Raw genomic sequence first — 25,438 nt, forward strand, 5'->3', positions numbered from 1 at the left:
GAATTCCACGAATTTTTTCTTAATTGTTTTAAGAAATTAGTGCTAATTCGTGTAATTCGTGGCTAACTTTTTATTTTACGAATCGTATAATTGCCATTTCTGTTACCAGAAAAAGCAATGCAAATATAACAAACCATTTCCAAATTTGATTGTCGGTTCGGTCGGTTTGTAAGGTGTTAAAAACGGTTTCGATAGAATCGACGGTTTTATAGTTGGAAACAGCATCTTCATTGGCTTGAGCCAAATCACTTTCGGTTCTATTGTAGTTGAAACTGATGTTTTGCAAACGTTCTTTTTGGTTGTAAATTCCAAAATTTCCGGCTTGTTCAGGAAAATCGTTGAAAGTCAATTTTACTTTATCGTTTAACATTTGTTGCACCGGAATGAAGGTTTCAGCATCGTTTTTGACTTTCAAAATTTCGTCTTTTGACAAAGTGGCATCAATAAAAAATGGATTGTTGTTACCGATTGTCAATGCATTTACGCCATTATTTTGATTGTTTATTCCCATTTTGTAAAAAACAGGAACAATCAAAGGCGATTGTTGAAAATTAGAATTTTCCCCATTAATTGGGGCAGTAAAAACATAAACCGACGAAATAGGATTGTTGATTGAAGTCAAAAACGCAGTTTGGTCTTCATAATACAAAGCCGCTGGATTAGAACCCGCAATTCCAAAGGAAGTTTTTGTTTTTGGATATTGGAAATTATTGATTTTATTTTCGAAAACATCGCTAAACAAAGGATGATTGAAATTGATTTTAGTGACCAATTTTTCCTTGTTTTCCAAAGATTTGAATTGGATGTTTCCAAAGATTTTCAAAAACGGATTAATGTTCGCTGTTGAAGTTTTTGCCGATGGAATAAGAACGAGGTTTCCACCTTTTTCCACAAACGATTTCAAGGTAGTTTGCAAGGCTTGTGGAATTTCATCTAGTTCGTTCAGGACAATAGTATTTTGTTTTTCGAGTGCATTGTAATCCAAAGTCTCAATTGCAAAATTGTTGAAATTGAATTCGTCATTGGTATAAATCCGAGACAAAAAGTTAGATTTTTCAATTGTTCCAATGCTGATTATATTGTTTTTTTTAGGTTTTGAAATACTGAAATACAAGTTGTTGTCGTATTCTAATCCGTTGTCGGTAATGGAAACGTAACCGTGAAAATCCTTTTTAGGAATGGTAAAATAGATTGTTTTGTCTTTAGTTTCAAATTTCGTCAAAGTCTTTGCAATCAGCTTGTTTTGATTGTATAAAGCGACAGGAAGTTCTTTGTCTTTTTCACCAAAAGCAGATAATTTCAAACCAATTTCATAGAAATCGTCCAAAGTTTGATGAATAAAAACACTGTCAATCGAAGCGTTGTTTTTTTGTTCCGCTTCAGGAATAATAAAGTATGTATTGAAATCGCTGTCAACACTTTTTACTTGCTTTGATTCCAATCCAACAGCATCGGTAATAATAACAACATCTTTGTTAAAAGCTGATTTTCGGGATTTTATTTTCGCCATCGCACTTTCCAACTGAAATGGCAAAGCACTGTACTTCAGGTTTTGTAATTCGGTTCGAATGGATTTGATATCCGTATTCCAAAAAGTTTCGGAATTGGTAATCAGTGAAAAAGTTTGATTTTCAGGAGTGTTTTCGAGTAATTCCTGCACGGCTCTTTTCAGTAATTCACCTTTTTGACCTTTGGCCTGCATCGAAAAGGAATTATCCAAAACGATATACATTTCGTTGGAACTGTTTTTAGTGTCTTTGGCTTTGAAAAAAGGTTGTGCAAAGGCAATAATAAGGCAAGTTAACAATAATAATCTCGTGGCTAAAAGCAACCATTTTTTGATTTTGGAACTCTTTCGGGTTTGAATGGAAAGCTCCTTCAGGAAACGGACATTCGTGAAATATTCTTTTTTGAAACGTCGCAATTGAAACAAATGAACCAGAATTGGTATGACCAACAAGAAAAGAAAATAGAGGATTTCTGGATGTTTGAATTGCATTTTTCAAAGATAGTATTTTGATTTTATATTTCAGAAATTGGATTTCAGATTTTGCGGGAATTTAGATTATATTTGAAGAATGAAATAAAAGATTCTACTGGTATTGTGCGAAAGTCAAAAGATTTAAACCATTAAGTTCATTAAGAAAATTAAGATTTGTGGTGTTCCTAACCTTCTTAATTTTCTTAATGGTTTAAAAAAAGAATATTCACAACATTTCCAGTAGAACCGAATAAAATAATTATGACAAAAGAAACCGCATTGCAATTTTTTGAACACAAGCAAGTTCGTTCTTTATGGAATGAAGAGGAAGAAAGATGGTATTTTTCTATTGTTGATGTGGTAGAAGCATTGACAGATTCTGTAAATCCAACTGATTATTTAAAAAAAATCAGAAAAAGGGATATGGAGTTAGGAAGCTACATAGGGACAAATTGTCCCCAGGTAACTATGTTGACTAATGGTAAAAAGAGGCAAACATTAGCTGGAGATACTGCAGCTATTTTTAGAATTATCCAATCCATTCCATCACCAAAAGCGGAACCATTCAAGCTTTGGTTAGCGAAAGTAGGTAGCGAACGACTAGACGAAATGCAAGATCCTGAAATAGGGATTGACAGGGCTTTGCAACATTATTTGCAATTGGGTTATTCCGAAAATTGGATTAATCAGCGTTTAAAAAGCATTGAAATCCGCAAAGAACTTACCGATGAATGGAAAAGCAAAGGATTAAAAGAAGGCTCGCAATTTGCCATTTTAACCGATATTATTACCAAGGCTTGGTCTGAAAAAACCACCAAAGAATACAAGATTTTGAAAGGTTTGAAAAAAGAAAACCTTCGGGATAATATGAGTAATACCGAATTAATCCTGAATATGCTTGCCGAAGCTTCCACCAAAGATATTTCGCAAGCAGTAAACCCAAAGAATTTTGAGGAAAGTCAAAAAGTGGCCCAACAAGGCGGAAATGTTGCCAAAGTTGCCTTAAAAGAACTGGAAGCCAAGACAGGAAAAAAAGTAGTTACGAGCATTTCTGCCAAGACACTTTTGGAAAATAAAAAGCAATAGCAATTTCAATGGCAATAACAATAACAATGTCAAACATCAATTTCAATAACAAATAACTAATGAAAAAAAACTATTTCTATCTACTATTCATTTTCGCTTTGACAACAATTCAAGCACAAGAAAACAAACTCAATTTGATTGTTGGAACTTATACCAAAAGTTGTGAAAGCAAAGGAATTTATGTTTATGAATTCGATTCCAAAACAGGAGAATTCAGTCTTAAAAGCAATAGCGAGAATATTTCAAATCCAAGCTATTTGACGGTTTCCAGTGACAATAAATTTGTTTATTCCGTGAATGAGATTGAGAAAAAGGGTGCCGCCAGCTCTTTTAAATTTGACAGCAAAAGCGGAAAATTAGACTTCTTAAATACTCAAGAAGCAAAAGCACAAGGCCCTTGTTATATAATTAACGATGATAAAAGCGTGATTACAGCCAATTATTCCAGTGGCAGCATTACAGTTTTTGGAAAAAATGCAGATGGAAGTATTACCGATGTCAAGCAAGTGGTACAACACACTGGAAAAAGCATTAATGCCAATAGACAAGCAACTCCTCACGCCCACATGGTTTATTTTTCGCCGGACAAGAAATATGTCTTGGCCAATGATTTAGGAACCGATAAAGTGTATTTGTATCAATATAATCCCAATTCAAGAACGGAAGTTTTGCAACTAAAAAATAGTATTGACGTTAAACCCGGAAGCGGCCCGCGACATTTAACTTTTAGTAAAGATGGAAAACAGGTTTATTTGTTGCAAGAATTGGATGGAACTTTGACCTCGTTTAGTTACGCCAACGGTTCATTGAAAAAAGTGGGAGAAACCACGGTTGTTGCATCAGACTTTAAAGGAGATATTGGTTCGGCAGACATTCACATTTCGCCTGACGGGAAGTTTTTGTACGCCACCAATCGAGGAACAGCCAATGATATTTCTGTATTCAAGATATTGAAAAATGGAAAATTGGAATTCGTGCAAAGAACGAGCACTTTAGGAAAAGGCCCTCGAAATTTTACGATTGACCCAACAGGAAATTTTCTTTTGGTAGGACATCAATATACCAATGACATCGTGATTTTCAAAAGAGATGCAACCACGGGAAGTCTTGTTGCCACTGGAAAAAAAATAGAATTGTGTTCTCCGGTTTGCTTGGTTTTTACCAAAATTTAATTTTTAGCCGCTGATTTTTAGATTAATTTAAGATCAGCGAATCAGCGGCTATTTTTTTTATTTCTTGTCCTTGCGCTTTTTAGCTTGGTTTTTAAGCATATTTCTATTGACGGAACCGTGTGTTTTTTTCTTGGTTACACCAGGGCCACCCAAATTGACTTTTTTATTCTTTTTACTTTTTTCGTGAAAGGCGCCGTCTCCTTCCAATTTCACCTTTTTCATCAAAAACTTGATCGGTTGACGGTCTTTTTCTGGTTCGATTAGTTTTAAGGATATTTCAACGGTTTCAGGGAAAGCTTCAACAGGTAATTCCATATCCATTAATAATTCAATGGCAAATTTGGATTCTTCTTCGCGAGGAGCGATGAAACTGATGGCAGTTCCCGTGGCATCCGCACGACCGGTACGACCAATACGGTGCATATACAATTCAGGAAGTTCGGGCATTTCAAAGTTGATGACGTGCGTAATATTGGAAATATCCAAACCTCTCGCCATAATATCGGTAGTGATTAATCCACGAAGATTTCCTTCCTGAAAAGAAGCCATCGTGCTCAAACGATAATTTTGTGATTTATTGGAGTGAATTACACCAAATTGATCTGCAAAATCTTCCTCGATACGTTCGTGAACCATATCCGAAATTTTTTTGTTGTTCACAAAAACCAAAACACGACTCATGTCTTCATTCGTCTGCAACAAGTGTTTCAGCAAATTGATTTTGGTGTTGAAATTGGGAACGTTATAAGTAATTTGCGTGATGTTTTCCAGCGGCGTTCCCGATGCCGAAAGTGTAACTTCTTCAGGATAATCAAAATAGTCATTCAAAACTTTATCCACTTCATCCGTCATGGTGGCTGAAAAGAGGATGTTTTGGCGTTTCTTGGGCATCATTGCCAAAATAGCGGTCAATTGGGTACGGAAACCTAAATTCAGCATTTCGTCAAACTCGTCGATGACCAATTTTTGCATTTCTTCGAAACGGATTACATTGTCCAATGTTAAATCCATAACGCGTCCCGGAGTTCCAACCAGAATATCGCAACCTGTATAAACAACTGTTTTTTGAGTATTGATGTTCACCCCTCCAAAAATACCAACGGTACGAACGGACATGTATTTGGTCAGTTTTTCTACTTCCTCAACTACTTGAACCACCAATTCACGTGTTGGAACCAGAATTACTATTTTGGGAGTATGACCGGGCGTAAATTTATATAGTTTTAATAAAGGCAATAAATAGGCAAACGTTTTACCTGTTCCGGTTTGTGCAATTCCCATCATGTCACGTCCCGACATTATAACGGAAAAAGTTTTTTCCTGAATGGGAGTAGGCGTGGTGAATCCCAAATCATCGATTGCTTTTTGTACAGATTTAGGAAGATTGAATTGTTCGAAAGTGGTCATAAAACGTAAATTTTGTGCAAAGGTAGGTTATTTTTAAGGATACTCCTATTTACGATGTTAATGGCTTCATTTTAAGACGTAAAAGGCGAACGGTTTGCATCATTTGAATTTTAATTCCCAAGTCAAGCCAATTGTGTAAATCCAAAAATAACTCCCTTGGTCAAAGCTCTTTTCCTGATGGGTAATACCGAATTGTGTTCCCCAATTATTTTGCTTGTTGTGAGAAGAAAAATAATAACCAGCGTTGAATTTTTGGGATTTCAAGTCGACAATAGGAGCCAAATTTCCACTAATGTTATTCTGGTTGTTTTCAGGAGAATATCCCATACCTGCCGAAAGTTCCAAATAATTATTGGCGTCACTTCGATACCTTCTGAAAATTAAATTCCCCGATTTACTGGTTCCGGTGTCTCCGGGAGTCAGGTACGGACGAAAAGACCAATAGTTGTTTCCGTTGTACCAACCAACGGAACCCGTGTAGATATTGGTTGTGGATGTGGCATACTTCAACGTTCGGAAACCGAGCGAAACTTCAAAGCTTTTGGGCAATGATTTGTATAACTCGGCACCATATCTCATATCTGGAAACAGAAATGAATTTGCCAAGCCGAAATTGACATAGGCATAAAGTCCTTTGGTAATTTTAGGATACAAATCCACTTCATATTGGGCTCCATTTTCATCAAATCTCCTGTTTAGATTTACTTTTGCAATGATGCTGCCATATTTTGTTTGTCGCCCATATTTGAATGAATAGTATTGCATTGGATTAAATGTATCCGAATAAATGTCCACAGATGAATTAATTCCAACAGTGTTTTGGCTGAGTGTTTTGTTTAAATTGATTTTATAATCTTTAGCTTCTTGATTGTCCGGATTTTGATTCAACACCAATTGGATTGTACTCATCGCTTCAAGCGGATTTTCTGATTTTTCGTAAGCACTTGCCTTCAAGGTCAATATTTCGGGATCATTGGGAAAAATTTCCAAGGCGTCATTTGACATTTTCAGGGCGATAAACGGCATATTTGCCCATAATTCATTCTTGATGGCCGCTATCCAAGTGCTTTTTCGTTTGGAATCTTTGCCTAAAATATAAGCAAATTCTTTTCCGGCTTTTTTATAGTCTTCGTCCCATGAATAAGTCGTCCCCAAAAATTCACGAATGTCATGATAATCTGGATATTTTGTCAAAATGAAAAGTAAAGTGTCCTGTGCTTGTTTGCGTTGCTTGTTGAATGCCAACTCACGGGCAGTCTTGAACGAACTGTCCGGATCTCCACTGAATTTTTTTTCTTGCCCCAACATTTGAAAGGTGCAAAAAAATAGCATTATAAAAGTAAGTTTGGTAACTATTTTCGAAATCATGCTTTTGAAAGTTAAGTGTTTTTATTTTCAGCTTCAATAATTGCAAAGCTTGTCTGTATTCTTAATTTTATGTTTTCTGGTTTATCGATGCCTTTGCCTGTGCCAATTTGGCTTTGATTTCTGGGTTGTTTATTCCAGAATCGATTGCTTTTTTGCCAATTTGAACGGCTTTTGCATTTTGGTTCGACCACTTGTATACATCCATTAATGCCAAATAAGCGTCGGTTTCAAAAGGAGTTCTTTTGATGGCTTCCAGCAATTCGGTTTCCGCTTTATCGTATTTTCCGTCCCAAGCCAACATTCGTCCTTTTAAAGTTCGTACCTCGGAATAATTTGGCACTTCATTCAAAATATAATCGCACAACAATGTCGATTTTTTGTAGTCTTTTTTGAATGCCAAATCTCTGGCAACAAGAAAAGTCTGGTCAAAAGTTAAATTCTTTGCCAGGGTTTTTATGGTTGCCAATTCAGCCTTTGAAAATTCAACTGTCGGTTGTGAATATTTATTTAAGGAAGCCGGAAAAATTTTGTTTTTCTTGGTTAAATAAGCATTCAATCTTTTAAAACTCAGCAAGGAATCCGCCATGGTTTTAGATATGTTTTCTTCGTAAACTTTATTGGTTTCGAAATTTTCATTTATTTTATACAGTTCTCCACCGGAATACATGTAATCTTTATAAATATAATCGTTGATGCTTCCTTTGTATCGCATTAAAGGGATTTGATGAATGTTTCTAAATTCTTTGGCAGTGTCTAATCCGTCACCCATCCAAGCTGTTTTTGCAAGCTTGTTGAACTTGTAATTATTCATCAAAAACGAAAGCAAACTCGGGGTTACATCCCAATGGGAAGAAACTGATTTGAATTTTTCCGCTTTTTTCAACATCGGGCTATAAATTAACAACGGCACGTGAAATCTACATAGTTCATCTTTTTGTGGTATCGGGATCAATCGGTGGTCTCCCGTAATGATGAAAATGGTGTTTTTGTACTCCGGCCTTTTGGAATAAGCTTCCATAAAGTTTTTAATGGAAGTGTCCGTATAAAGAAGTGCTGCAAAAATATCTTTGTAGGCTCCTATTTCGTCTTTTTTAACATTCAAGGTGCTGTTTGTATTCAGAATGTTGTCCACTTTCTTCAAATAAACATCTTTTGAAGGAAAATCAAAAGGTTCATGATTGGAAAGGGTCATAATGACATCCAATCGCGGCGTTTTTTTACTGTCCATTTCAGACAATGTTTTTTTGAATATTTCGGCGTCAGGATAGCCCCAAGAAAATCCTCCAGAATTTTCTTTGGTTTTGACATAGCCTGGGCCAAATTTTTTTATATCGGTTACATGATCGATTTCATTGTATTCCAGAAAATTTATTTTCCTGTCAAAACTGGAATCATCACCACAATAATAAGAAGTCGTGTATTCATTTGCTTTTAAAACACTCAAAAGTGAAATATGGGAGGGTAGTTTGGTTAATTCCAAAAATCCTTTTTCTCCATAAGGTAGAGAACCCAATAGCGATGAAGCCGCACCAAAAGTTCTACCCGTATTGCTTACGAAGTTTTCCCAATAGAGCGATTTTGAAGTCAAGGAATCGAGGAAAGGCGTAAAACCTCCATAAGAATTGTTTCCTATAAAATCACTGCCCAATCCTTCTGCTATAATTATTACAATATTTGGTTTTTCTTCCTGAATATTAAAAAACGGAGCCAATACATCTTTTGTTTCATTGAATGGTTTTAGCAAAGGATACTCTTTCTTGTAAACTAATTTAGATATGTCCAATGTGCTTTTTTCATTTTGAAAAGTAGCAATGTCTTTGGTCAGAAAATGGAGTTTGTTTTGATAAACAGCTGCCGTTGAATCAGGAGAAAGCAATTTTAAACTTCCCAGAATAATTATGAAAATGAAGGAAGTGGCAAAAATTTGTCGCCCATTCGTGAACTTTTTCAAAAGGTAATTTATGCCCAAATAAAGTAGAGGCATTAGTATAAAAGGCAGGAAATAGAGTAGGGACAAAGATTCAGAAGCCGTAACCGTGGTGTACATGTCATCCAAGGAATAACCCAATAGATCCGCCCCAAGATTGATGTGCGTGGTAAGACTGTATTTTACCAAAGCAAATTGAATAATGATGACCAAAGCAAACAACACTTTAATCAATACTACTCCAATAGGCTTTTTTATATAAAGAAAAGCAAAATAAAATGGGACAAACAGCAATCCGATGACAACTCCAGCCCAAAAATCATTCAGTAGTTTGTATACCAAAGTGGCTCCAATATTTTGGTTCTCGGAACCATCTGACAGTGTTGAGCAAATTTCGAATAGGCTTAACAACCAAAACGTGACAATTGCCGAAAAAGTTAAATAGATGTAGGTATGGCTATTGTTGAAACAACTTTTGTTTAAAATTTTTTTAATCTCCATTTTTTAGAATAATACTTTTAATATTTAACCTTGGGTCATTCCTTTTCTTGTCATGTGTCCCCATTCTATTTTTTTGTAAAAATAGTAATCTATATTTCCTTTAATTGCAGAATACAGAATAGTTGGATGATTGACAAAAGGTTCCAGGAAAGCTATCAATACTAATCTACGACCTATTGATTTCTTTTTGTATTGATGATAAGTAAGTTCTTCTGAAACGATGGCAACGATGGAAAAAAGAACCGAAAACAAATAGGCGAGGACAATAAATGCAAAAGCATAATCCCATCTTACTTGATCGAGAGCGACAAGAATTCCAAAATAAATGATACCTGCAACTTCAATAATTGGAGCCATTCGTTCGAAAAAGAACCAATACGGATAACTGATAAGTCCCAAAGCTTTATATTTTGGATTAAACCCTATTTTACGGTGTTTTTTGAGTGTTTCGATAGTTCCACGAGTCCACCTGTTTCTTTGGGAAATGAATGTTTTATAATTGTCCGGGGCTTCTGTCCAGCAGAGAGGGTCAGGAATATAAGCCACTTTGTATTTTTGTTTTTGGTCTTCCATGTAGCGTCTCATTCGCACAATAATTTCCATGTCTTCCCCCACGGTATTGGTGTCGTAACCGCCTACTTTGATGGCTATTTTTTTGTCAAACAACCCAAAGGCACCAGAAATTACCAACAAACCATTGAGTCTGCTCCACGCCATTCGTCCCAATAAAAAAGCTCTCAGGTATTCTAAAATTTGTCCCTGTTCCAACCATTTTTTTGGAAAGTTTATTTCAAGTAATTTACCATCCTTGACAATGCATGAATTGGCTATTCTTATCACTCCGCCGGCTGCAATCACTTTGGTGTCTGTAGCTTCCAGAAATGGTTTAACCAATTTTTGAAGGGCATCTTCCAATAGCAAACAATCTACATCTATGCAAGCCACATATTTGTTTTTACTAATATTCAATCCCATATTCAAGGCATCTGCTTTTCCTCCGTTTTCTTTGTCGACCACGGTCAATTTATCAAATGCTGGATTGGTAGATTTATAAACACCGTTTCTTAGAGGCTTGGTTTTAATATGCTCATTGATATAATGATCTATTCGAATTAGGTCGTAGGCTTCAATAAGTTTGCTTAGGCTATCATCTTTACTTCCATCATTTACAATGATAACATCGTAATTCACGTAATGACTCGATAACAAAGAACGCACATTTTCGACAATGTTCAAACTTTCATTGTAGGCAGGTGCAATAATTGAAATGGAAGGAGAAAAAGTAGAAGTCGATATTTCCTTGTAATTGACAAAGCTGTTTTTCTTCATGTATTCAATTGTTTCGACAACTGAAATTATCGCCAATATTACATAAGAAGCAATGGCAACTGCAGCAAAAACAATAAAAAAATAATGAATGATCGACATTATTATTTGTAGAGTACTTGTATCCATATTAGGCGGTTATTGTTTTTTTAGTTTCGACTTCGTATAAATCAGACTCTTCAAAATTGATGCTTTTCAAAATTTCCATTACCAATGACTTGATTTCAAAATTTTCATGATGCATATGTTCCAGTAAAAAAGGTTTGTCGCTATTTTCATGTACATTTTCCATCATTTTGAGAAAAGTGATTTGTTCTTCAAGACTGCGTTCATTGAAACTGTTTTTCAAGATGTTTTTAGCTTCCAATATGTTCAAATGGCTTAATGCAGAAATGGTGTTGATTCTAACTTCTTCACTCTTATGGTTTAACAGTTTGATAAGCTCGTCTTTTGCTTCAAATTGATTGTAAAGTTTAGCCAGTTTTAAAGTAAAATTGACCACGGAATCATTTGAAGATTTCAACCATGGTTTGATGTCTGCAATTTGTGAGTCATTGTTAAGCTGAAGGATTTCCAACAATTGAATCTGGTCCCATTCGGATAAGGGAGTTTCCAAAACATTCAAAAATTCAAGTCCTTTGAAAGCGTATAAATGAACCAAGTATAATTGCATTTCTTTACGGACTTCTTTAGTGGGATGGTTAATGTTGTTCAATATTAATTTATTGACTCCCATTATTTTAAATTGTGTAAGCTCCCTGATTCCTATAGCAATGACATCCCATTTTTTATCTCTCAGTTTGGCTAATGAGTAACGCAAAAGTCCCATTTTAACAAAGAGTTTATCAATAGATTCACCCATTTCACCGGATATCTCATTTCGTAACTTCAATAATGTTGAAATAATAATTTTTCTTTTAAAAGGATCGACTATGGATTCTTTTAATTCGGAGATGATTAATAGTTGTTCTGGGCTAAAGGCTTCCTCTTCATTTCCTGAATACAAATACGTAACAAGACAAGATTCATATTCTTCTTGATATTTGGCCTCTATTTTTGCATTAACTCTTAAATGGTTTCTTAAGCGTTTAACGTAAAGTATCAACAATACGATAATTAGAAAGAAAATACCACTCAGCCACCACGACAATACGATTATTGGTGAAGAGTCATTAGAAGATTCTAAAAGATGTAGATTTTCATTCATTTGGATCTTAATTTATTTTTGAAATGCTAAATCAATAATCTTTTTACCCTGATTACCAATTCATGGGGACTGAACGGTTTGCTCATAAAGTCGGTAGCTCCCAAATCAAAAGCTTTAAGTACGATTTCTTCTTGTCCAGCTGATGAAAAAACGATGATTGGAGTTTGCAGATTCAATTTGTTTCTTACATGACTTATGACTTCTAATCCGCTCACAAACGGCATCATGATATCTGTTAGAATTAGTTCAGGATCGTGCTCTTCGATTAATTCGATGGCTTGCTTTCCGTCAACAGCTATTAACAGTTTATATCCTTCTTTTTCCAATCTAAATTTCAGTAATAATGAAAGGACTGAATTATCTTCTGCCAGAACAATTTTTTTAGGGTTACTCATTATTGTATTATTTGTATTTTAATAATAATTTGATTTATCCTATTTTTCTTTATCAAGAATTAGATGTATCAAATATACTATAAAAAAGTTCATAAATAATCGATAAAGTGCTCAAAAATATAGATAAAGTGCGTAAAATTAAATAAACATAGGATTAAGTTTATGTTTTTTAATATAAAAATATAAGCTTAAAATATAAATTGCACAGAAAATCTTCAAATGGCCAGTTTTTCCTTTAATGGTACAAATTTGCAATGTTCAGTGGGCTGTTTGATGACCAAAATACAAGCAATAATGACCAAAATCACTTTTTGTGTTTTTAGAATTCTTTTTGGAATTTGAATGATGATTTTTTAGTGTCTGGGCAATTAAAAAGCACCCCCTTTGACACAATTATTTAACGTAATAATTATATCAAAAGGGGTGTGATAAAAAGGAATAAGAGATTTTAAACTGGTTTTAAATCAAAATACTATTTCCCAGATTTAAACTTTTCTAAAAATAGCACAAGATTCGTGACGGAACAAGGAGAAAAGTACTTTTTATCTGTATCTGGATCAACAGTCCCGCCGGATACGATTCCGACAAGCAATCCTTGTTCGTCAATAACAGGACCTCCACTCAAACCTCCAAATTGTTCTGGAACAATAACATCTTTTAAAAGAATTCGGTTGCCAATGGTTTTATAATATTCAAACTCATAGACTCTTTGTTTTCCGGTTTCCATTTTTCTTGTCCAGCCTACCACATACAATTTTTCTCCAGCGATTAAAGGAGAAGTTCTTATTTGCAATGGTTTCACTTTTGACCCGTTTTCTTTTATCGAAAAAACGAGCCAGTCATTGTCGTAAGTTGATTTAGCTTCTAAATTTTCAGACTTGTTTTCGTTTAACAATTTATCACAAGCAACCATTTCGGATTTATTGTCCAAAGGATATAAAGACCAGGATTTGATGTTGTTTTCAAATGTTAGGGTTTTCATACTTTCGGGCTTGATGATTTTCAATAAATGTTTTGCAGTTACTGCGTAGGTTTCGTTATTGTATTGCAACAAGAATCCGCAACTGAATTTGGGTTGATCCAATTTGGAGTCAAAAAAATAGATTTTGTTGACTAAAGTAATGGCATCAAATGTTTTGGTTGAGACTTTTTCCTGTCCAAAACACGCCGTCATTAGTATCAGTAAAGTAAAAAAAGAAGCGAATTTCATACTGGTCTTGAATATTTTCATAGTTGTTTTGTTTTTAAAATAAAATGGCAACTTTTTAAGCTGCCATTTGTATCAAAAATAGGAAAAAAACTATTGCACGATGATTTTTTGTGTGTGCAATATTTTTTTAGTGCTTGGCTCATAGATTTTTATAATGAAAACCCCTTTTGATTGCAGGTTGATGTTTTCCTGATGATTTCCGTTAAGAGTCCCTTTTCTAATTTCTTTTCCTAAAATATCATAGATTTTAAATTCGGTTTCAGCACCATCATTTGCCACTAATACAGAAAAAGAACCTTTATTGGGAACTGGCCAAACGGTAATTCCGGAGTTGATTTCTGCATTGTCTACTGTTGACAACAAAGTGTATCCGCTCACAATATTCACTTTACGAGTCATGGTTCCTCCAGTATTGTCCGTCACGGTGAAATTGAAAGAGCCTAATCCATTGGCTGTTGGGGTAAATTCTACCACATCAGAAACTAAAACGGCATTTCCGTTAACTACGTTGGATACAGCATAGCTAACACCACTTGTAAATCCTTTGGAAAGTTTTTGGATGTTGATACTTACTTTATTTCCTGTTGGAGATTCATAATGCGGTAGGGACATCCATTGTAAATACTCGTCAAGGTTGGTGTAACCATCTAAATTGGCATCTAAATTTGAATCGGAGAAATCCCCGTTAGCAGAATTAACATTTGTGCCTTTAATAGTTTCCCACCAATTTGGTAATCCATCATTGTCGGAATCCCAGTTGGCAGCTCTATTGATTACGGGATAGTTTTCATAACCGCCAGCATCTGCTTCATTGTCTGGAAAACCCTTTTTGCCGGTTACACTTCCTGTTACGGAATAGGTTCCGCCTAGAGTTTCGGTAATCATTCTTTGATCGTGATTGTCCAATTCAGGTTGCGTGCATCCCACGTCGGAAAGTACAATTTTATAGGCGTTTGCAGCCGATTGAGTGGTTACATAGGAAGGAAAAAATGGCGTTGTTACAAATGTTTCATAGTTAATTGTAACACCATTTGACAACCTGGATCTTCTTCCCAATTCTTGATTTGTTTCATTAAAATAACCAGGCATAATATTGCCATTAAAATAGGCTCTTTGCATACCCCCAAAGTCATTTTCATGATCCATTGTCAATGCATACTGCTGTAATTCCATACCAGGCCCTGGTTTGTAATAATTACCAACAAAGTTGACTTCTTTGGTTCCTCCATCTGTTGTTCTGGACCCCCAATTGTAAACTACATTATTGGTGATGTCCATTTTACCGGCAAAAAAATTATTTGCATCTAGTCCGCCACCTAAACTCCAATTACGTCCGTAGTTGTGTGCTAAAAGGTTGTGATGAAAACTTCCGATATCGCCACCAATGGTTGCTGCATACCCGTGTTGGGTTCCAGCTGGATAATTTGTGTGTCCAGCAGCATTAAGTGCTTCTGAAATCAAGGTTCTTTGCAACGTAATATTTTTACCTGAGCGTGAACTAAAAGATTCATCTATTGTCCAACTGATGGAGCAGTGATCAATGATACTATTGTTGGCGCCTGTTAATCCCATACCGTCGAATGTTGCTCCACCACCTAATCTCACTCTTACATTTTGAACGATGGCATCATTACCAGTAATTCCAAAAGGAGCCGAGCGAATACAAATTCCTTTTCCAGGAGCGGTTTGACCTGCTACTGTCACATAAGGCTGACTCAATACCAAACGAGAATTCAATTGGATGATTCCTGAAGTGTTGAAAACAATGGTTCTGGGGCCAATGTCGTTCGTAACGGCATCACGCAAACTTCCAGGACCACTGTCATTCAAATTGGTTACGGCTACCACTTTTCCGCCTCTTCCTCCACGTGCAAAACGGCCATAGCCTTCAGCTCCAGGAAAAGCCAATTGAACTGGACGAAAACGCCATAAATTCCCTTTAACTATTACATTGTTTGCTAAAACTTCATCTACTCGCCAATAATAAGTTGCACCTGTATATAATCCATTAACTGGAAATGAAGTGTTTGTTTTAATTTGATTGCCTTTATATTCAGCTGATGCTGTCGTAGCATTTTGAACAGCTGTTAAATCAGTTCCAAAATAAATATTGTGAGATAAAGCATCATCGGCAGAAGTCCATTGCAATAAAGTACCTCCAGAATTTAATTCGACATGTTCGTCATTATGACCAGGAATTGGGTTTTTTGCTTGATCAAAAATATTAGGAGTGTTTAATTCGAATCCATTAAGCATTACATTTTTTACATTTTCGGTTCCTGAAGTTTCGGCTGCAAATAATATAACCACATCTGTTCCAGCTGTTGCTTGAAATTTCAAATAAACTGATTTTGCATCTGCTGTTTTTACTGCTCTTACAGTTGGAATTACATTGTCGAAAATCAAAGTTCCATTTACAGAAACATCAATAGGGCTAAATGTATTGGTTGTAGGACTATCTACTGCATTCAAAAAAGCCAGAAGAGTGTGATTGCCAGTGGCTAATCCACTGATAGTTAATTCGATTGCTCCACCTAGGTTTGCCGTGCCGTCCTTTACCGTCACACCATCGCTGATTAATCTTGCATAATCAGGTGACAGTAATCCAGCTTTGTACCAATTTGTAGCTAATTGAGTTCCATTCGTTCCTTTAGTTATCTTGAAAGTAACTCCATTTTCTGTTTTGGAGGCAGTGGTTCCAGAAGCAATTACCCAAGGTATGTAGCCAGGTTCGCTAACTTCAGCTGTAGATCTTCCAGATTGGTCAAAATCAATTTTTACGACAGGATTCTGTGCAAAAACGCCGGTTGCAGACATAGTAAGCCAGACTATTGTGGTAATTAGTGATAGCTTCATCGTTTTTTTAAACATTTTAATTGTGGTTTTTGGGTTAGTAGTTTTAATGATATTAAAAATTGTATATAATAAATTAGTTCTGTTCTGTACTGTTATGGTATGTGGTCTGTACTCTTTTATGGCTCTAGGGATAGTTAAATGTTTTTTTAATATTTCTAAAAAAAAACTATTTTATTATCCTGGAGAGTTCGTGTAAGTATGCTGCATTTTCCAAATAATAATTATGGCCTTGACCTTTAAGAATGATCAATTGATCAGTTGGTTTCAAGAATTCTTTCAATCGGTATGAGGAAGTTTTTGCCGGGATTTTCTTGTCATTATCTCCGTGAATGAGCACAATTGGGCATTTTGTTTTTTGTAAATACGAATAAATAGGGAATTCATATCTGCTTAATAATGGAATTGGCAAGTAGAAAAATGCTCTTTGAGCCTCATTTTCCATACTGTAATAGGGAGCTTGCAGAATCAGCATTTTAGGATTGTTGGATGCTGCAATTGAAGCAGCTGGTCCAGTTCCGGCAGAATATCCAAAAAGGATGATGTTCTTTTCTTGATATTCTTTTTTGAAGTAATCATAAACGGATTGCATGTCCTGCTTGAATTGCTTTTCACTGGAAATTTCACCTTCACTTTTTCCATATCCTCTAAAATTAAGAATGAAAAGATCGTATTTCAAATCAGTATAGGGTTTAGAATCAACACCTATGCTGTCAATCATCCCTCGACCACCCGGAAACCATAAAATGAGTCCTTTGGATTCTTTTGCCTTGAAAAGCACTCCATTGAGTTTCTTTTTGTCGGGCATGGGAATGTATCGTTCTTCAAACGGTTCCGAAAATTTGAAAACGTGTTCGTGTTTGAGTTTTACGGATGTGTTAAAAAGCACTTTTTCTTGTGAAAAGTAATAAAAGCAACACAGGCTTACATATAAAACAAGTACCAGTATCAGTACCCATTTTAATATTTTTTTAAATTTACTCATCTTTTTATCATTTGCTTTAACGATTAAGCAATGATACTGAATTTTATTTGTTTTCACAAAAAAAATAAAAGACTAAAAAAATAAACCGTGTTTAGTTAAGAATATGGTTTTAATTGTAATAAAAACAAGATAATTTCATGAATTATATTTTTTTCAAATAATCGTCAATAAAATTGAAACCCCAACCCGGTTGTTGGTGAGGATAGGCAAAACCGTCTTTCACAAGCATTGGATTATCGATATAATCATCAATCCAATCAAAAGATTCCGCGCCAACGCCATTTGGAATCGTGCACAACAACGGTACGTCATAATCTTTGTAATAATGCGGCAATACCGGAATGTGGAATCCTGCCGCAATGGCCGCACTTTCTCTCCAAGCTTCGACACCGCCTATTCTCAAAATATCGGGTTGCCAAATATCGATTGCTTTGCGTTTGATTAATTCGATGAGCGGTTGGGTGTTGAATTCCCGTTCGCCCATTGCCAAAGAAATTCCCGTTTGGTTTTTCAAGGTTTGATAACCATCAAAATTTTCGTGGTGCAACGGTTCTTCAAACCAATAAATGTTCAAGTCGTTTGCGGCTTTCGCCAATTGGATGGCTTCGGGCAATTTCATTCCCTGATTCGCATCAATCATGATGTTGACATTGTCTCCAACGGCTTCTCTTACTCTTTTCAAGCGCTCCACGTCGGTTTTCCAATTCGGGGAACCCACTTTTATTTTCACGGCCTTGAATCCGCGATCCACATAATTGGTAACTTCTTCAATCAATTCGTCGATGGAATAGGAAATCCAGCCACCGGAACCGTACAAGGAAACTTTTTCTTTGTGGGTTCCCCATAATTTCCAAAGCGGTTGTTGCAAGGCTTTGCCCCAAGCGTCCCACATCGCAATGTTGATGGCACCTTGAACCCAACTCAACAATCCATTTTGTCCAAAATATTCGTGCAAATGATTCAGTTTGTCAAACACAAGTCCCGTTTCGTTTACCGAATGCCCAATTACGGCATCCATGCAATCTTTCAGGGCCCCTTTGATGGCTTCAGGCGAATATTGGAAGGACAATAAATAGGATTCCCCCACAATTCCGTTGCGAAGTTTCAAGCGCAACACCACAAACGAAATTTCGCTGAGTGTGTGCGTGGCATCCGATATGGGTTTCTTTAAAACACTGACCAATTTGAATAGTTCGATTTCCTGTATTTGTAATTCTTTATCGTTCATGTCAATAGTTTGTTGATTCTGTTTTTTTTGTGGTTCTACTGGAAATATTGTGCGTCTATTCTTTTTTCAACCATTTAGAAAATTAAGGTTCATTAAGTTGTTTTTACTTTATTTTGGATGAAATAGTGCTATTTATTTTCAAGCCATTAATTAACATACAACTAAAAACGCTCTAAATCTTAATTTTCTTCATTCCCTTAATGGTTTACCTTTTTGTCTTTCACGCAAAAGCCAGTAGAATCTTTTTTGTAAATAATTCGAAGTAAAATTAAGAGTATTCTAAGTTATCATTATTAACTCAATTATCTAAATTGTGCATTATTTTAGCATTCAAAAGTAGTTAATGTCTTTTTGATGTTTAAAAAAGTCTATTTTTGTTTTAAAAATTCTTTTCCACCAATAATTGAATAGTTTCCAATGAAAGCTGAATACAGAAATGTAATGGACAACAACGAACATTCGTTGCGGGTTTCGTTTTTTCAGGACAATGAATTTCCGGCTTCTTGGCATTTTCATCCGCAATACGAACTGACTTATATCGTTAGCAGCAGCGGAATGCGTTATGTTGGCGACAGCATCCATAATTTCGGCAAAGGCGATTTTGTGTTGGTTGGCACTAATTTGCCCCATTCCTGGAAAACGGTTGGAGCCCAAACTTCAAAAGTGGAAGCCGTGATTATCCAATGGAACGAAGACTTGTTGGGCAATGATTGGATCCAAAAACCGGAATTTTACACCATTAAAAAAATGCTCGAATTATCCGCCAGAGGAATTAAATTTCCGGTCAAGACTGCCGTTAAAATGGAAGAAAGACTTATGGATTTGGTCGATTTGCCTCCATTCGAAAAACTGATGCGTTTTGTGGAATTGTTGAACGAACTGTCCAGTAAAAAAGATTTCACGCTTTTGTCGTCTTCGAGTTTCAAAACCAATATTACCACCGAGGACAGCGACAGGATAAGCATTATCCAGGCGTATGTAAAAAACAATGTGCAATCCAAAATCCAGCTTTCGGAAGTGGCCGGTTTGGTTGGACTTACCGAAGTTTCGTTTTGTCGCTATTTCAAAAAAGTGCACAACAAGACATTCGTTACTTTTTTGAATGAATTCAGGATTGCCCTGGCTTGCCAGTTATTAATCGAAAAAGACCATACGGTTTCGGAAATTGGTTATCAATGCGGATTCAACAGCATCAGTTTGTTTCATCGATTGTTCATTCGTTTCATCAAATTGACGCCTTTGGAATACAGAAACAGTTATAAATCTATCTAATACGAATTAATCAACGGTGATTTTCCATTAAGCCAATTGCCCAAATTTGCTCCGCAAAGTCTCCGACTTTGAGGATGTGTTCGTCAGTCTGTGACTGACATAAAAGAAAAAATCTAGAATAAAATCGGTTGGAAACCGAAAGTCACTGCCTCAAAGTCGGAGACTTTGCGGAGCGGGTCTCGTGTAACGGCTGTTAGCTGAAGTACTATTTTATTCCACAAAAATAATTGCTTCTAAAGATTTGTTTCTTGTTTCAATGATTAAATTTGAAATAGAGTTTTCAAAATTTTGTATATCAAAGTGATCAAAAGTTGTGTCAAAGATTTTAATAGTTAAATCGTCTATTAATGTGTCTGAACTGTTTTTTAATGTTTCGTAAAGTTTTCTATCTATTGGTAAGATTAAGTCATAAAATCTTAAACGATATCTTGTTAATTCATCAATCATTAAAAGGTTTATTGTTGACCGATCACTATTACTAATTGTACGACCTTTAAAGCTCTCAAGAAATGTTAAGATCTGATCGTGAAATTGAAAAAAATAAATAAGATTGTTATCCAAAACAATACTTTTTAGAAAATCAACTTTTCGGCTCGTATGTTCATTTTTTTTCTCTTTATGCTGACTAATATACCAAATATAAATTGAGAACCCTAAAGTAAAAGTTGCAATTATTATATTGGAAATTTTATCTACTTTGTCAAGTAAATCAGTTTCATTTTCAAAAAGATAAAATTTAAACATCTAATCTAATGCTGTGTTTTCTCGTAAAATTCTTTTGATAGCTTCTTTTAACGGCTTTTCGTAAGGATATTCACCTTTATTCATAAAGTTGAATTTTTCATAGAACTTATCTTCTTTATATTTCTTTACAACATTTATAAAAAGCTCTTCAAAAAAAGATGGATTTATAGAAAATAGATCTGAAGGAATAATAATATCAATTTTATCATATTGTTCGGCTACAGAATCAATTTTACAAGCAATTCTGACTTCTCTGCCTCGATCTCTTCCTGTAAATATTTTAGCGCCTTTCGTTCTATATAATTCTAAATCTATTGTATAGCTCATATCACATCATCTTTAGTAATTAATATTTTTGCACTTATAATTGTTCCTGGAAAACAGTCTTTAATATGTTTTACATATTTTCTATCTGGTTTATCTTCAATGTTTCCACTCTCGTTAAACGTCATAACTTTAAAACTATCTTTACCTATCAATTTATCTCTTATTTCATATTTTCCATCAAAGATAATATTTGTATTACCAGATATCAAAGATAACCTTGATATATTATCTAAATCTTGTGAGTTTGATTTTAAATTAAAGAAACTTTCTATAAATCTAATTGATCCGTTTCCTCTCTTGTAATCTTCAATCGGTATTGAAGTAATTCCTTCTTGAAGAGCATATAATGTCCAAAGAGTCTCTTCATCAAATGATTTCGAAAACCAATTATTTTCAGTATATTTTTTTGACAGTTCAGCCATTCTATCTTTAATCTCAAGATTAGTACATTTTGGAGATTTAAATTTTTGGTAGATAGAATCACCAAAATTCAAAATTACTAAATGATATATTCCATATGCTGATTTTAATTTTTCATTAGAAATTTGTTGAAAATAACCTGTTGAATACCTGAAATTTTGAGTTGAATGTTCTTCGGCATTAATTAAGATTTCTCCAAAAACCGTGCTTAGGTTTTCTATAGTATCTATTGATAATTTTTTTTGTATTGTTTCAAGAGAACTTATTACGTGTTGAACTAAATCAGTTGCATCAATTTCTTTTCTTTTGTCATTATTTATGCTCTTTTTTTCTTTGTTGTGAACACATAGTTTATAAGGTACAATGTCCTCAAATTTATGGACTTTTTTGTTAATAATTGCAGGAGAGCCAATTGAAAAAAGAATTTTTTGGATGTTCTCGTCTTCTATATTTCTTCCACCAATTGTTCGCAAAATAGGTCTTGTTTTAGAATATAAACTTCTTTTTTTTCCGAACTTAAATAAATCAATTAAAATAATGTCTAAAAATATTTGCGCTGAAAGATCAATATCTTTACAATTACTGTAATCAATTATGATAGTTCTGAATGCATCAGAAAGAATAGTATTAACAAGTGTATATATAAAGCGTAAAGAATTATTTCTCTGAGTATTTAAGCAAAAATTTTTCGGAATTTTTATTTTATACTCGGATTTTTCGTAATCTATTACATAATCAGAATAATAATAATCAACACCTTCAATTTTAGCTAATATAAATTTGATGTTTTTTGGCAACCATTTATTAATTTGCATTTCGTATGATAGGTCACCATCTAACTCTTTATTAAGAGTTAAATTATAGTTTAATGCTATTATTCTTTTCTTTTTTTGTTTACTTTTAAATATAAGTTTTCTTTTAAAACGTTTACGAATTATATATTGAGATGGTTGTTTCAATTTTGCGGTTTTTAAGTATTTCTACTAACTTGTACATAGTAATGACGTGGTCGCTAGTATACACCTAATTTTGGGTAGATTGTAGTGATAAGCGTCGTGCTTTATTTTAAGTCAAATATATAAATAATTATTTACAAATAATTAAAAGAACTTTTTGCTTGTATATATTTTAAAATCGTAGTGCGATTAATCAAAATCCTTCAAAAACGCCCAATCCAAATAGGGCAAAATCATATTTCACGGGATCGTTCGGGTCGAGTTCACGAAGTTTTGAATCGAGTTCTGCCAAAGCTTTTCCGTCGTTTTGCTTTCGGGTCAACAAGCCCAATTTTCGGGCCACATTGCCGGAATGCACATCGAGCGGACAGGATAGGAGCGAAGGCGAAATGCTTTTCCAGATGCCCAAATCAACGCCTTTGTTGTCTTGGCGACACATCCATCTCAGGTACATGTTGATGCGTTTGGCCGCAGAGCCGTTCATCGGGTCGGAAATGTGCTTTTGGGTTCTGTTTTGGTGTTCGATTTCGAAGAATGTTTTCTTGAATTCGGAAATGCTTTTTTGCATCGAATTCGATTCTTGGTGTTTGGCAAAAACAGCTTCGAGACCGCCGTGATTTTTGTAAATGTGTTGCAAACCTTTGATGAAACCCATAAAATCTTGTCCGTTGAAGGTTCGGTGTACAAAAGTTTCCAATCGTTCCAAATCATCTTCGGTATGCGATAGCACAAAATCATGAGGCGAATTCCCCATCAAATCCATCATCTTGTGGGAGTTTTTGATAATCATTTTGCGATTGCCCCAAGCGATGGTGGCGCTCAAAAAACCGGCAATTTCGATGTCTTCTTTTTGTGAAAACAGATGCGGTATTTGAACGGGATCACTTTCGACGAAATCCAGCGTGTTGTATTGCAAGACTTTTTCGTCAAGGAAGGATTTGAGTTTTGATTGATTCATAATATGACGCTGATGAAACTAATTTTTCTGTTGATGTCATTGCGAGGAACGAAGCAATCTCATCCTTGATTAATTTATTTGTTTTAAACTGAACACTGCGACTGCTTACTGCCCACTAATTTGCCCATCCACCATTACCAGTTTTCTATCGGCCATATTGGCGAGTTCTTCGTTGTGGGTTACAATCACGAAAGTTTGTCCAAACTCGTCGCGCAGTTTGAAGAATAATTGGTGCAGGTTTTCTGCGGAATGCGTGTCGAGATTTCCTGAAGGTTCATCGGCAAAAATGATGGCAGGTTTGTTGATTAATGCTCTCGCCACGGCCACACGTTGTTGTTCTCCGCCCGAAAGTTCGTTGGGTTTATGGTTGATTCGATGTGAAAGTCCGAGATATTCCAACAGTCTTTTGGCTTCCGTTTCTGTTTCCTGTTTTGATTTATTGGCAATGTAAGCGGGAATGCAAACATTTTCCAAAGCAGTGAATTCCGGCAATAATTGGTGAAATTGGAAGATAAATCCCAAATTCAAGTTTCTGAATTTGGACAAGGTTTTGTCGTTCATCGTCAGGATGTCTTGGTCGTTGATGCGCAATCCTATTCCGTTTTCGATGGTGGGTTTAGCTTCGCTCTGTTCGTCCCGATAGTTATCGGGACTCGGGTGATCCAATGTGCCAAGAATTTGCAAAAGTGTCGTTTTTCCGGCTCCAGAAGCGCCCACGATGGAAACGATTTCGCCTTTTTGGATATGTAAATCAACTCCTTTGAGTACGTGAAGTTGGTCGTAATATTTATGTATGTTTTTTGCTTGTATCATGAATTGGAACAGTTTTCACAAAGAAACAAAGATTTTGGCTGATTTCTAAAATTATCTTTTGACTTTGAGGTAAAATAAAATTTAGGATGATGGTTTTAAATCGTAAATCGAATATCAAAAATCTGAAATTATCTTGGCATTGGATTTGTATCTTTGTTTTGAAAATTTAAAAAATGAAAGAAGAAATTCAAGTGGAACAAGCAGACAATAAAAGCAGGGATCTTATTCTGGGATTGTTGTTTGACGGAATCGGAATGTTGTCATTTTCTATTCCGCTCATTGGAGAATTCTCGGACGTGGTTTGGGCTCCAATTGCCGGGTTTCTGATGACGAGAATGTATAAAGGCAAAATGGGGAAGGTGGCTGGAGTTTTTGCTTTTCTGGAAGAAGTCATTCCGTTTAGCGATGTGATTCCTTCTTTTACCTTGACCTGGATTTATAATTATTGGATAAAAAAGAAAGGTTGATTTACTTTTTTTCTTCCTTGAAGAAGAATCCCAATCCCATACTTTTCAACATTTTCTTTGAAAAGGGAAAGAAAAATTTGGATTGGCCAAAAAGCCAACCAAAGAACATCAGCAAGAAAGGATACAAGGGCAACACCAAAAGAATAAGAATTAAATAATAGGGAATCCAATGGGTGTTTTCATTATTGATGCCTAAATAATTCATTGCAAAACTAGAAATCTTCGCCGACAAAGAACCGTTTATTGCAAAAACCACAAAAATAATTACCAATTGAAAATTCGATTCAATGCCCCAACGTTTTTTTAAGTCCCTCATATTCTCTAAATAATAACAAATATAGTGAGATTATCTGGTTGGAACATAACCATTCAATTTTTGTTTGAAAGTGTTTTGAAAATAAATCATGTAATTATAAATTAAGTAATTCACTTCATAGCCATAGTGGATTTGTGGTTCATAGTTAATGGTCATTTCATACAAATTCGGGTTGTATCGTTGAGGTTGCAATACACGATTGTTCCATTCGTTGACATAGATTTGGTTTTTGATTTCCAAATAGCTTAGCGAATGATAACCTCGGGGTTGAGACATGCTAACGAGCCAAGTACTAAAACCGGGGTCTATGATAATTACCTCATATTGCAAGGAATCATTGGCAATTCGAATCGTGTCATTGGTAATCCGAACTGGTTTTTGGGTAATTTGTATGGAGTCGTTTTTGATGGTCAATGTTTTCTCGGGACTTGAAACTGTTGATTTCGAAGAGTTGCAACCCATAATTAGGCAAAGAAGAAATGCGATTATGTAAATATAATTTTTCATGGGCGTAAAATG

Annotated in this window: 22 protein-coding genes; 4 read left to right on the top strand and 18 right to left on the bottom strand. The window is 35.2% G+C overall.

What is annotated here, in order from left to right:
• Positions 1-70: 70 nt before the first annotated feature.
• Entirely contained in the window at positions 71-1,999 is a 1,929-nt protein-coding gene (locus BUC16_RS07010; RefSeq protein WP_073369258.1) for a vWA domain-containing protein, read from the bottom strand.
• 243 nt (positions 2,000-2,242) lie between these two features.
• Here BUC16_RS07010 and BUC16_RS07015 point away from each other — a divergent pair, with 243 nt between their 5' ends.
• Positions 2,243-3,067, top strand: a complete 825-nt coding sequence (locus BUC16_RS07015) for a BRO-N domain-containing protein (RefSeq protein WP_073369260.1) — start codon at positions 2,243-2,245, stop codon at positions 3,065-3,067.
• 59 nt (positions 3,068-3,126) lie between these two features.
• A complete protein-coding gene (locus BUC16_RS07020; RefSeq protein WP_073369262.1) occupies positions 3,127-4,239 on the top strand; it encodes a lactonase family protein in 1,113 nt (370 codons plus the stop codon).
• A gap of 57 nt (positions 4,240-4,296) precedes the next feature.
• Here BUC16_RS07020 and BUC16_RS07025 read toward each other — a convergent pair whose 3' ends face one another.
• From BUC16_RS07025 to BUC16_RS07070, 10 genes are all read right to left on the bottom strand, one after another.
• Entirely contained in the window at positions 4,297-5,646 is a 1,350-nt protein-coding gene (locus BUC16_RS07025) for a DEAD/DEAH box helicase (protein WP_073369265.1), read from the bottom strand.
• A 99-nt stretch (positions 5,647-5,745) separates the two neighbouring features.
• A complete protein-coding gene (locus tag BUC16_RS07030; protein ID WP_073369267.1) occupies positions 5,746-7,014 on the bottom strand; it encodes a YaiO family outer membrane beta-barrel protein in 1,269 nt (422 codons plus the stop codon).
• A gap of 67 nt (positions 7,015-7,081) precedes the next feature.
• Positions 7,082-9,442, bottom strand: coding sequence for an alkaline phosphatase family protein (locus BUC16_RS07035; protein WP_073369269.1), 2,361 nt, complete (start codon positions 9,440-9,442; stop codon positions 7,082-7,084).
• A 24-nt stretch (positions 9,443-9,466) separates the two neighbouring features.
• Positions 9,467-10,897 (bottom strand): glycosyltransferase family 2 protein, encoded by a 1,431-nt coding sequence (locus BUC16_RS07040; RefSeq protein ID WP_073369271.1) that lies wholly within the window; start codon positions 10,895-10,897, stop codon positions 9,467-9,469.
• A 1-nt stretch (position 10,898) separates the two neighbouring features.
• On the bottom strand, positions 10,899-11,975 hold the full coding sequence (locus tag BUC16_RS07045) for a HEAT repeat domain-containing protein (RefSeq protein WP_073369273.1): 1,077 nt from the start codon (positions 11,973-11,975) through the stop codon (positions 10,899-10,901).
• Positions 11,976-12,001: 26 nt separating this feature from the next.
• A complete protein-coding gene (locus BUC16_RS07050) occupies positions 12,002-12,370 on the bottom strand; it encodes a response regulator transcription factor (protein ID WP_073369275.1) in 369 nt (122 codons plus the stop codon).
• Positions 12,371-12,842: 472 nt separating this feature from the next.
• On the bottom strand, positions 12,843-13,601 hold the full coding sequence (locus tag BUC16_RS07055; protein ID WP_141226097.1) for a trypsin-like serine protease: 759 nt from the start codon (positions 13,599-13,601) through the stop codon (positions 12,843-12,845).
• Positions 13,602-13,670: 69 nt separating this feature from the next.
• Positions 13,671-16,436, bottom strand: a complete 2,766-nt coding sequence (locus tag BUC16_RS07060; RefSeq protein ID WP_073369523.1) for a T9SS type A sorting domain-containing protein — start codon at positions 16,434-16,436, stop codon at positions 13,671-13,673.
• Between the two features lie 166 nt (positions 16,437-16,602).
• On the bottom strand, positions 16,603-17,418 hold the full coding sequence (locus BUC16_RS07065; protein WP_073369278.1) for an alpha/beta hydrolase: 816 nt from the start codon (positions 17,416-17,418) through the stop codon (positions 16,603-16,605).
• Positions 17,419-17,560: 142 nt separating this feature from the next.
• Positions 17,561-18,646 (bottom strand): mandelate racemase/muconate lactonizing enzyme family protein, encoded by a 1,086-nt coding sequence (locus BUC16_RS07070; protein ID WP_073369280.1) that lies wholly within the window; start codon positions 18,644-18,646, stop codon positions 17,561-17,563.
• 417 nt (positions 18,647-19,063) lie between these two features.
• Here BUC16_RS07070 and BUC16_RS07075 point away from each other — a divergent pair, with 417 nt between their 5' ends.
• The gene (locus tag BUC16_RS07075; RefSeq protein WP_073369282.1) at positions 19,064-19,918 is read left to right on the top strand and encodes an AraC family transcriptional regulator; all 855 of its coding nucleotides are present in this window, start codon (positions 19,064-19,066) and stop codon (positions 19,916-19,918) included.
• A 210-nt stretch (positions 19,919-20,128) separates the two neighbouring features.
• Here BUC16_RS07075 and BUC16_RS07080 read toward each other — a convergent pair whose 3' ends face one another.
• The 5 genes from BUC16_RS07080 to BUC16_RS07100 all read right to left on the bottom strand — a co-directional run bounded on the left by BUC16_RS07080 (position 20,129) and on the right by BUC16_RS07100 (position 24,136).
• Positions 20,129-20,662: a hypothetical protein gene (locus BUC16_RS07080; protein WP_073369283.1), complete on the bottom strand. Its 534-nt coding sequence runs from the start codon at positions 20,660-20,662 to the stop codon at positions 20,129-20,131.
• Positions 20,663-20,989, bottom strand: coding sequence for an STAS-like domain-containing protein (locus tag BUC16_RS07085; RefSeq protein ID WP_073369285.1), 327 nt, complete (start codon positions 20,987-20,989; stop codon positions 20,663-20,665).
• A complete protein-coding gene (locus BUC16_RS07090) occupies positions 20,986-22,368 on the bottom strand; it encodes a hypothetical protein (RefSeq protein ID WP_073369286.1) in 1,383 nt (460 codons plus the stop codon). Before BUC16_RS07090 ends, BUC16_RS07085 begins: the two co-directional genes overlap by 4 nt.
• 190 nt (positions 22,369-22,558) lie before the next feature.
• Entirely contained in the window at positions 22,559-23,323 is a 765-nt protein-coding gene (locus BUC16_RS07095; protein WP_073369288.1) for a TIGR02757 family protein, read from the bottom strand.
• Positions 23,324-23,428: 105 nt separating this feature from the next.
• Positions 23,429-24,136 (bottom strand): ABC transporter ATP-binding protein, encoded by a 708-nt coding sequence (locus BUC16_RS07100; protein WP_073369289.1) that lies wholly within the window; start codon positions 24,134-24,136, stop codon positions 23,429-23,431.
• Between the two features lie 173 nt (positions 24,137-24,309).
• Here BUC16_RS07100 and BUC16_RS07105 point away from each other — a divergent pair, with 173 nt between their 5' ends.
• Positions 24,310-24,603 carry a hypothetical protein gene (locus BUC16_RS07105; RefSeq protein WP_073369291.1) on the top strand — a complete coding sequence of 98 codons (294 nt, stop codon included), beginning with the start codon at positions 24,310-24,312 and terminating at the stop codon, positions 24,601-24,603.
• Between the two features lies 1 nt (position 24,604).
• Here BUC16_RS07105 and BUC16_RS07110 read toward each other — a convergent pair whose 3' ends face one another.
• A complete protein-coding gene (locus BUC16_RS07110; protein ID WP_073369292.1) occupies positions 24,605-24,919 on the bottom strand; it encodes a DUF6787 family protein in 315 nt (104 codons plus the stop codon).
• Positions 24,920-24,949: 30 nt separating this feature from the next.
• Positions 24,950-25,426 (bottom strand): DUF6146 family protein, encoded by a 477-nt coding sequence (locus BUC16_RS07115; RefSeq protein ID WP_073369294.1) that lies wholly within the window; start codon positions 25,424-25,426, stop codon positions 24,950-24,952.
• Positions 25,427-25,438: the final 12 nt, after the last annotated feature.

It is taken from the genome of Flavobacterium fluvii (genome assembly GCF_900129545.1).
Taxonomy (GTDB): domain Bacteria; phylum Bacteroidota; class Bacteroidia; order Flavobacteriales; family Flavobacteriaceae; genus Flavobacterium; species Flavobacterium fluvii.

Excerpts from the sequence above, each read along its gene's own strand:
- BUC16_RS07100 (WP_073369289.1), bottom strand. The coding sequence starts at position 24,136 with ATGATACAAGCAAAAAACATACATAAATATTACGACCAACTTCACGTA.
- BUC16_RS07115 (WP_073369294.1), bottom strand. The coding sequence starts at position 25,426 with ATGAAAAATTATATTTACATAATCGCATTTCTTCTTTGCCTAATTATG.
- BUC16_RS07065 (WP_073369278.1), bottom strand. The coding sequence starts at position 17,418 with ATGAGTAAATTTAAAAAAATATTAAAATGGGTACTGATACTGGTACTT.
- BUC16_RS07095 (WP_073369288.1), bottom strand. The coding sequence starts at position 23,323 with ATGAATCAATCAAAACTCAAATCCTTCCTTGACGAAAAAGTCTTGCAA.
- BUC16_RS07040 (WP_073369271.1), bottom strand. The coding sequence starts at position 10,897 with ATGGATACAAGTACTCTACAAATAATAATGTCGATCATTCATTATTTT.
- BUC16_RS07020 (WP_073369262.1), top strand. The coding sequence starts at position 3,127 with ATGAAAAAAAACTATTTCTATCTACTATTCATTTTCGCTTTGACAACA.
- BUC16_RS07010 (WP_073369258.1), bottom strand. The coding sequence starts at position 1,999 with ATGCAATTCAAACATCCAGAAATCCTCTATTTTCTTTTCTTGTTGGTC.
- BUC16_RS07080 (WP_073369283.1), bottom strand. The coding sequence starts at position 20,662 with ATGTTTAAATTTTATCTTTTTGAAAATGAAACTGATTTACTTGACAAA.
- BUC16_RS07015 (WP_073369260.1), top strand. The coding sequence starts at position 2,243 with ATGACAAAAGAAACCGCATTGCAATTTTTTGAACACAAGCAAGTTCGT.
- BUC16_RS07035 (WP_073369269.1), bottom strand. The coding sequence starts at position 9,442 with ATGGAGATTAAAAAAATTTTAAACAAAAGTTGTTTCAACAATAGCCAT.
- BUC16_RS07055 (WP_141226097.1), bottom strand. The coding sequence starts at position 13,601 with ATGAAAATATTCAAGACCAGTATGAAATTCGCTTCTTTTTTTACTTTA.
- BUC16_RS07110 (WP_073369292.1), bottom strand. The coding sequence starts at position 24,919 with ATGAGGGACTTAAAAAAACGTTGGGGCATTGAATCGAATTTTCAATTG.
- BUC16_RS07030 (WP_073369267.1), bottom strand. The coding sequence starts at position 7,014 with ATGATTTCGAAAATAGTTACCAAACTTACTTTTATAATGCTATTTTTT.
- BUC16_RS07025 (WP_073369265.1), bottom strand. The coding sequence starts at position 5,646 with ATGACCACTTTCGAACAATTCAATCTTCCTAAATCTGTACAAAAAGCA.
- BUC16_RS07070 (WP_073369280.1), bottom strand. The coding sequence starts at position 18,646 with ATGAACGATAAAGAATTACAAATACAGGAAATCGAACTATTCAAATTG.
- BUC16_RS07105 (WP_073369291.1), top strand. The coding sequence starts at position 24,310 with ATGAAAGAAGAAATTCAAGTGGAACAAGCAGACAATAAAAGCAGGGAT.
- BUC16_RS07050 (WP_073369275.1), bottom strand. The coding sequence starts at position 12,370 with ATGAGTAACCCTAAAAAAATTGTTCTGGCAGAAGATAATTCAGTCCTT.
- BUC16_RS07085 (WP_073369285.1), bottom strand. The coding sequence starts at position 20,989 with ATGAGCTATACAATAGATTTAGAATTATATAGAACGAAAGGCGCTAAA.
- BUC16_RS07075 (WP_073369282.1), top strand. The coding sequence starts at position 19,064 with ATGAAAGCTGAATACAGAAATGTAATGGACAACAACGAACATTCGTTG.
- BUC16_RS07045 (WP_073369273.1), bottom strand. The coding sequence starts at position 11,975 with ATGAATGAAAATCTACATCTTTTAGAATCTTCTAATGACTCTTCACCA.
- BUC16_RS07060 (WP_073369523.1), bottom strand. The coding sequence starts at position 16,436 with ATGAAGCTATCACTAATTACCACAATAGTCTGGCTTACTATGTCTGCA.